Source organism: Streptococcus oralis (genome assembly GCF_001579025.1).
GTDB lineage: Bacteria > Bacillota > Bacilli > Lactobacillales > Streptococcaceae > Streptococcus > Streptococcus oralis_X.
This window is the reverse complement of sequence record NZ_KQ970235.1, coordinates 939475-947020: the sequence shown is the minus strand read 5'-3', so window position 1 is coordinate 947020 and position 7546 is coordinate 939475. Positions and strand designations below refer to the sequence as shown.

The window sequence follows — 7546 nt, the reverse complement described above, 5'->3', positions numbered from 1 at the left end:
GCTACGATAAAAAAATTAATAAAAACGCTTGCCAAATTTAAAAAGATATTGTATTATATATCTAGCACAATAATCCAATAAACGAATACCGAACGAAATAATGGTCCTGAATTGTCATTGTTTCCATCTGAACTGTCATTGTTTGGGCTTGGTATTTCTGATATAATGGTTTTTGTAAGGCGAAAGAATAAAGGAGCTTAAAAATGAAAAGAAATAAAAAGGCAAAAAAATGGCAATTATACACAGCGATTGGTGTTGCCAGTGCTATTGTTATCGGTGCTGCGGGGATTTTGATTTTTAGACAACCTTCCCAGTCAGCAGTCAAGGAGGAAACCTCTCATATCGTTACTGCTAAGGAAGGTTCTGTTGCTTCATCGGTTCTCTTGTCAGGTACGGTTACAGCAAAAAATGAACAATACGTTTATTTTGATGCTAGTAAGGGAGATTTAGATGAAATCCTTGTTTCGGTTGGTGACAAGGTCGAAGAAGGGCAAGCTTTGGTCAAATACAGCAGTGCAGATGCTCAAGCTGCCTATGATGCAGCCGATCGTGCAGTTGCAAAGGCAGACCGTCATATCGAGGAGTTAAACAAAGCTCGTGAGAATGCATCAGCTGCACCAGCTTCTCCACAAGTTCCAACAGAAGCTGGACTCCCAGAACAAGCGCAAGCAGCGACTTCTTCCGTATCCTCTATCGACTCTCAAATCAGTGATGCCAAGGATAACCGTGCAGATGCTGTGGCTCAGCTCAACAAGGCTCAAGCTCAGCTAGATGCTGCAACAGTCCTCAGTACACTAGAAGGGACTGTAGTTGAAGTTAATCGTAATGTTTCCAAATCGCCAACAGGTAATAGCCAAGTGGTGGTACATGTTGTAAGTAATGAAAACTTGCAGGTCAAAGGGGAGCTGTCTGAATACAACCTTGCTAACCTTTCTGTTGGGCAAGAAGTTACCTTTACTTCAAAGGTTTACCAAGATAAGAGCTGGACAGGTAAAATCAGCTATATTTCTGATTATCCTAAAAACAACGGAGAAGTAGCAAATGCAGCCCTTGGAGGGAATACTGGATCTAAGTATCCTTATACTGTTGATGTGACTAGCGATATCGGTGAGTTGAAACAAGGCTTCTCAGTCAGTGTTGAAGTCAAAAACAAAAGTAAAGCCATCCTTGTTCCTTTGACAAGTGTTGTTACCGAAAATGACAAAAACTATGTCTGGATCGTTGACGACCAGAAAAAAGTGAAGAAGGTAGAAGTTACTTTGGGGAATGCGGACGCAGACAACCAAGAAATTACTTCAGGTTTGACAGACGGTACCAAGGTCATCAGTAATCCAACATCTTCCTTGGAAGAAGGAAAAGAGGTGAAGGCTGATGAAGAAACTAATTAGTCTCAAAAATATCTGTAGAAGTTATCGAAATGGTGACCAGGAACTGCAGGTCCTTAAAAATATTAATCTAGAAGTTCATGAAGGTGAGTTTGTTGCTATTATGGGACCATCTGGTTCTGGTAAGTCTACATTGATGAATACCATAGGAATGTTGGATACACCAACCAGTGGAGAGTACTACCTTGGAGGGCAAGAAGTTGCAGGCCTTGGAGAGAAACAACTGGCCAAGGTCCGCAACCAGCAAATCGGCTTTGTCTTTCAGCAGTTCTTTCTCTTGTCCAAGCTCAATGCGCTTCAAAATGTCGAATTGCCCTTGATTTACGCTGGTGTTTCGGCTTCAAAGCGTCGGAAATTGGCGGAGGAATTTCTGGAAAAGGTTGAGCTGACGGAGCGCAGTCATCATTTGCCTTCCGAGTTATCAGGTGGTCAAAAGCAACGGGTAGCGATTGCACGTGCCTTGGTAAATAATCCCTCTATTATCCTAGCAGACGAACCTACAGGAGCCTTGGATACCAAGACGGGAAACCAGATCATGCAACTGTTGGTGGAGTTAAACAAGGAAGGGAAGACCATTATCATGGTCACGCATGAGCCTGAGATTGCAGCCTATGCCAAACGCCAGATTGTTATTCGTGATGGGATCATCTCGTCCGACAGTGCTCAGGTAGAAAAGGAGGAAAACTAAGATGCAGAATCTGAAATTTGCCTTTTCATCCATCATGGCCCACAAGATGCGTTCCTTCCTCACCATGATCGGGATTATCATCGGAGTTTCGTCTGTCGTCGTCATCATGGCTCTGGGAGACTCCATGTCTCGTCAGGTCAATAAAAACATGACCAAATCACAGAAGGATATCCATGTCTTTTTCTCTCCTATTAAAAGCAAGGACGGCTCCTTTACGCAGAAACAATCCGCTTTGACAGTCAGTGGGAAAGAAGAGGATGTTCATGTTGAACCACCAAAACCACTGGAGTCTTGGGTCAAGGAGGCTGCTAAACTTAAAGGAGTAGACAGTTACTATGTCACCAACTCGACTAACGTTACCCTATCTTATAAGGATAAGAAGGTTGAACGGGCGACTCTGACTGGTGGAAATAGCACCTACATGAACGCAGTTGAAAATGAGATCGTTGCTGGTAGAAGTCTAAGACCGCAAGACTACAAGGAATTTGCCAGTGTGATTTTGTTGGATGAAGAATTAGCCAAGAGTTTGTTTGATAGTCCAGAAGCTGCGGTTAATCAAGTCATCTCTGTCAATGAATTTAGTTACCGTGTGATTGGCGTTTATACTAGCAATGAAGCTAAAACTGCTAAAGCCTTTGGGATTGGTGGTCTTCCAATTACGACCAATATCTCTCTCGCAGCCAATTTTAATACTGATGAAATCTCGAACATCGTCTTTCGTGTCAATGATACTAGTCTAACGCAGACCTTGGGTCCAGAGTTGGCTCGAAAACTGACTGAGATTGCAGGTCTTCAGCAAGGAGAGTACCAAGTTGCGGATGCAACTGCCGCCTTCCAAGAGGTACAACAACTATTTGGTTTTATGACAACCATTATCAGTGCCATCGCAGGAATCTCTCTCTTTGTCGGGGGAACTGGTGTTATGAATATCATGCTGGTTTCGGTGACAGAACGCACGCGTGAGATTGGTCTGCGGAAAGCTCTCGGAGCTACTCGGGCTAATATCTTGGTACAGTTTTTGATTGAATCCATGATCTTAACCTTGCTAGGTGGTGTCATCGGTCTTGGGATTGCTGCTGGAATGACCATGTTAGCTGGAGTATTGCTTCAAAACATGATTGCAGGTATTGAAGTTGGGGTTTCCCTCCCAATCGCTCTCTTTAGCTTGGCTGTGTCAGCCAGTGTTGGGATGATCTTCGGAGTCTTACCAGCCAATAAAGCGTCTAAGCTCGATCCAATCGAAGCCCTTCGCTATGAGTAAGACATAGAACAGAAAAAACAAGATGGATATTTGTCTGTCTTGTTTTTGTATGGAATTTCCTATCGAAAATCACTAAAAATATGATATAATGAAGTGTTAGAAAAACAGGTTTCATTTGCCTGGAAAGGAAAAATTATGTCTGAAAAGAATTTTTATATTACAACACCGATTTACTATCCATCTGGTAAACTTCATATCGGTTCTGCCTACACAACCATCGCCTGTGATGTCCTAGCTCGCTACAAACGCCTCATGGGCTTCGATGTCTTTTATCTGACAGGTCTTGACGAGCATGGTCAGAAAATCCAGCAAAAAGCGGAAGAAGCTGGCATCACACCTCAAGCCTATGTTGATGGGATGGCAGTTGGTGTCAAAGAACTCTGGCAATTACTCGATATCTCATACGATAAATTTATCCGTACAACGGATGACTACCATGAAAAAGTAGTGGCTCAGGTCTTTGAACGCTTGCTTGCTCAAGATGATATCTACTTGGGTGAATACTCTGGTTGGTATTCAGTTTCAGATGAGGAATTCTTTACAGAAAGCCAGCTTGCGGAAGTTTTCCGTGATGAAGCTGGAAATGTGACGGGCGGTATCGCTCCATCAGGTCACGAAGTGGAGTGGGTTTCAGAAGAGTCTTATTTCCTTCGCCTCAGCAAATACCAAGATCGTTTGGTCGAATTTTTCAAATCTCACCCTGATTTCATCACTCCAGATGGTCGACTTAATGAAATGTTGCGTAACTTTATTGAGCCAGGTTTGGAAGACTTAGCGGTTTCTCGTACAACTTTTACCTGGGGTGTGCCAGTCCCATCAAATCCAAAACACGTTGTCTATGTTTGGATTGACGCTCTCCTTAACTATGCGACTGCTCTTGGTTATGGTCAAGACGATCATACTAACTTTGACAAGTTCTGGAACGGAACAGTCTTCCACATGGTCGGAAAAGATATTCTCCGTTTCCACTCCATCTACTGGCCAATCTTGCTCATGATGCTCGATATCAAGTTGCCTGAACGTTTGATTGCCCACGGATGGTTCGTCATGAAAGACGGCAAGATGTCTAAGTCTAAAGGGAATGTCGTTTACCCTGAAATGCTAGTAGAACGTTATGGACTGGATCCACTTCGTTACTACCTCATGCGTAGCCTTCCAGTTGGTTCAGATGGAACCTTCACTCCAGAAGACTATGTCGGCCGTATCAACTATGAATTGGCCAATGACCTTGGAAACCTCCTCAACCGAACAGTTTCCATGATTAACAAGTACTTTGATGGGCAAATCCCTGCCTACGTAGAGGGTGTAACAGACTTTGATAATGCACTTGCTCAAGTGGCAGAGCAATCAATCGCTGATTACCACACCTATATGGAAGCAGTTGACTACCCACGTGCGCTTGAAGCAGTCTGGACACTTATCTCACGTACCAACAAATACATCGATGAGACAGCCCCATGGATCTTGGCTAAGGATGAAGCCCTTCGTGACCAATTGGCAAGTGTTATGAGTCATTTGGCAGCCAGCCTTCGTGTTGTAGCTCACATGATTGAGCCATTTATGATGGAAACTAGTCGCGCTGTATTGGCACAACTTGGTTTAGCAGAAGTTTCTAGCCTAGAAAACTTGAGCTTGGCAGATTTCCCTGCTGGTGTGACTGTTGTTGCCAAAGGAACACCAATCTTCCCACGTCTGGACATGGAAGAAGAGATTGCCTATATCAAGGAACAAATGGAAAGTAACAAACCAGCAGTCGAAAAAGAATGGAATCCAGATGAAGTTGAATTCAAACTCAACAAGGATGAAATCAAGTTCGAAGACTTTGACAAGGTTGAGATCCGTGTCGCAGAAGTCAAAGAAGTGTCTAAAGTGGAAGGTTCTGACAAGTTGCTCCAATTCCGCCTAGATGCTGGTGATGGTCAAGACCGTCAAATTCTTTCAGGAATTGCCAAATACTATCCAAACGAGCAAGAATTGGTCGGCAAGAAAGTCCAAATCGTTGTCAACCTCAAACCTCGCAAGATGATGAAAAAATATGTCAGCCAAGGAATGATCCTCTCAGCTGAACATGATGGACAATTAACCCTTCTCACAGTTGATTCAGCTGTACCAAATGGAAGTGTGATTGGATAATATCTAAAAATGATTTTATAAAAATAAAGGGAGTCACTTATGAAAATTATTTCAGTTTTTAATAACAAAGGTGGAGTTGGTAAGTCTACCTTATCATATCATCTTGGAAAAGCATTAGGAACTTTAAGTAAGAAAGTGCTTTTCGTTGATTTAGATCCCCAATGTAATTTAACAATAAATGCCATTAGGGAGTCGGAATTAGAGAAAATTTGGAGTGAAGAAGACGATTTTATTGATGATTATGAGGGTGCTTTTGAGCATGATGGTACAAAAATTAAGGAACTTATGTCTAATCCAAGATCTATTCATTTCTTATTAAAGCCTGTTGAAGACGGCTTGAATGATGTTGAGAAATTGTCACCAGCGATTAATTTGTGTGAGAATGTCTACCTAGTTCCAGGTAGACTATCATTGCATAAATTTGAAAATAGAGTATCAGAAAGATGGAGTGGGTTGTATCAAAATGATAATTTAAGTATTAGAACAGTAACAAGTATCAGGAATATTTGTCAAAGATACGCAGAAAAATATGATATAGATTACGTAATTGTTGATACGTCACCCAGTTTAGGAATTTTAAATAAAACTATCATTTCTACAGTTGATGGCTTCATTATTCCTGCCCAACCTGATATGTTTAGTTTATATGGTATAAGAAATATAGGAACTTCTTTAGAGTCTTGGGGACGAGAATTTGGTATAATTTACAGTTTAATTTCAAAAGATAAGCGTATGAAATTCCCCGATAAATCAGTGCAATTCTTGGGCTATACTCTGTATAATGCAAAAAAATATGACGGTAAAAATGAATATGGGTTAGCTGATGCACATTTTAGTTATGCTGAAAGAATCCCCAGTGTAATTGAAAAGTATATAAATCCTGATAATAAAATCAATCATAAAGAAATAAATAACCCTATTGCAAATAATGCTGTTGTGCACTCGCATAATACATTTCCATCAGTTGCACAGGCATTAAAATGTGCAATGTGGGAAGTTCCAGACACATATCAATCATTAAAGGATAAGAATCCTGAGTATCTTAAAGATCAGAATATAGATAATTTTAATTCTGGAAATAATAGCAAATATAAAGCAACTTTAGATGCTTATCAAGCTTTTGCAAAAGGTTTAATGGAACGAATTGAGGTTTTGTGATGAACGATTTAGATGCTAGAATCAACAAAATTGTAGAACATTATTCTAATGACGAATCTTTAAGATTTAAACTAAATAAGACTAAAAATAATGTGCAGAATTTGTTTGAAATGAATCCTGCATTCAATGTAAACGGGCATAGTGTGATTCATTCTATTCGTTCTAGAATAAAAGATCCAGAGCATTTGCGAGATAAACTAAAAAGGAAATCTTCTTTGAATCGAAAGATTACAATAGACAACTATCTAACAGAAATTACTGACCTTGTAGGTGTTCGAGTGTTATTTTTATTTCAAAATCAGTTTAAAATTATACATGAAGGAATTTTAGAATCGATTAAACATGATGAATGGAAATTGGTAGAAGAGCCTAAAGCCTATACATGGGATCCTGAAATGGAGAAAATTTATGAGTCTATGAATATCAAACACGAGAGGAAAGATAGTCACTACACTAGCGTTCACTATGTTATAAAACGTGACAATGACTATAATGATGTTTGTTGCGAAATACAAATTAGAACATTATTTGAAGAAGTTTGGGGAGAAATGGATCATACTATTAATTATCCTTACAAAACGGGAAGCGTTGCTTGTCAAGAACAACTTAAAGTCATGGCGAAACTAGTTGGTTCAGGAACTAGGTTGTGTGATTCACTATTTAAGAGCTATGAGGAGCACAAAAGTACTCATGCTCAAATATTAGAAGAGAAACAAGATTAGGACATTGAAGCCATTATGAAAGGTGATTATGCGACTTTAGCAGGTGTCTGGAAAAACGGAGAAGGTCTGGAGATAATTATAACCGCAGATGGAAAAACGAACAGAAATGAGAGTATCTCACCAAATTCGATTTCCAATTTCAAGTTTCCAACACTCAACATTCGGTCAGGGAATTCAGGAGCTATGATTGCTTTATTTA

At 40.2% G+C, this 7546-nt stretch carries 7 protein-coding genes; all 7 read left to right on the top strand.

All coding sequences use genetic code 11. The features are described 5' to 3' along the window. Positions 1-203: 203 nt before the first annotated feature. On the top strand, positions 204-1388 hold the full coding sequence (locus SORDD27_RS04560) for an efflux RND transporter periplasmic adaptor subunit (protein ID WP_061427588.1): 1185 nt from the start codon (positions 204-206) through the stop codon (positions 1386-1388). Continuing rightward, complete coding sequence (locus SORDD27_RS04555; protein WP_009730286.1) at positions 1372-2073, top strand: ABC transporter ATP-binding protein; 702 nt, start codon at positions 1372-1374, stop codon at positions 2071-2073. The genes SORDD27_RS04560 and SORDD27_RS04555 overlap by 17 nt, the downstream gene beginning before the upstream one ends. Before the next feature lies 1 nt (position 2074). Then, complete coding sequence (locus SORDD27_RS04550) at positions 2075-3334, top strand: ABC transporter permease (protein ID WP_007519837.1); 1260 nt, start codon at positions 2075-2077, stop codon at positions 3332-3334. A gap of 135 nt (positions 3335-3469) precedes the next feature. Beyond that, the gene (metG, locus tag SORDD27_RS04545; RefSeq protein WP_061427586.1) at positions 3470-5467 is read left to right on the top strand and encodes a methionine--tRNA ligase; all 1998 of its coding nucleotides are present in this window, start codon (positions 3470-3472) and stop codon (positions 5465-5467) included. A gap of 39 nt (positions 5468-5506) precedes the next feature. Beyond that, positions 5507-6625: a ParA family protein gene (locus SORDD27_RS04540; protein ID WP_061427584.1), complete on the top strand. Its 1119-nt coding sequence runs from the start codon at positions 5507-5509 to the stop codon at positions 6623-6625. Then, complete coding sequence (locus tag SORDD27_RS04535; RefSeq protein WP_231069295.1) at positions 6625-7347, top strand: GTP pyrophosphokinase; 723 nt, start codon at positions 6625-6627, stop codon at positions 7345-7347. Before SORDD27_RS04540 ends, SORDD27_RS04535 begins: the two co-directional genes overlap by 1 nt. A 15-nt stretch (positions 7348-7362) precedes the next feature. Next, positions 7363-7546, top strand: a 184-nt coding sequence (locus tag SORDD27_RS10275) for a DUF6287 domain-containing protein (RefSeq protein ID WP_231069294.1), incomplete at its 3' end; no start/stop codon positions are given.

Coding starts and splice junctions, on each gene's coding strand:
- SORDD27_RS04535 (WP_231069295.1), top strand. CDS start 6,625: ATGAACGATTTAGATGCTAGAATCAACAAAATTGTAGAACATTATTCT.
- SORDD27_RS04555 (WP_009730286.1), top strand. CDS start 1,372: ATGAAGAAACTAATTAGTCTCAAAAATATCTGTAGAAGTTATCGAAAT.
- SORDD27_RS04540 (WP_061427584.1), top strand. CDS start 5,507: ATGAAAATTATTTCAGTTTTTAATAACAAAGGTGGAGTTGGTAAGTCT.
- metG (WP_061427586.1), top strand. CDS start 3,470: ATGTCTGAAAAGAATTTTTATATTACAACACCGATTTACTATCCATCT.
- SORDD27_RS04550 (WP_007519837.1), top strand. CDS start 2,075: ATGCAGAATCTGAAATTTGCCTTTTCATCCATCATGGCCCACAAGATG.
- SORDD27_RS04560 (WP_061427588.1), top strand. CDS start 204: ATGAAAAGAAATAAAAAGGCAAAAAAATGGCAATTATACACAGCGATT.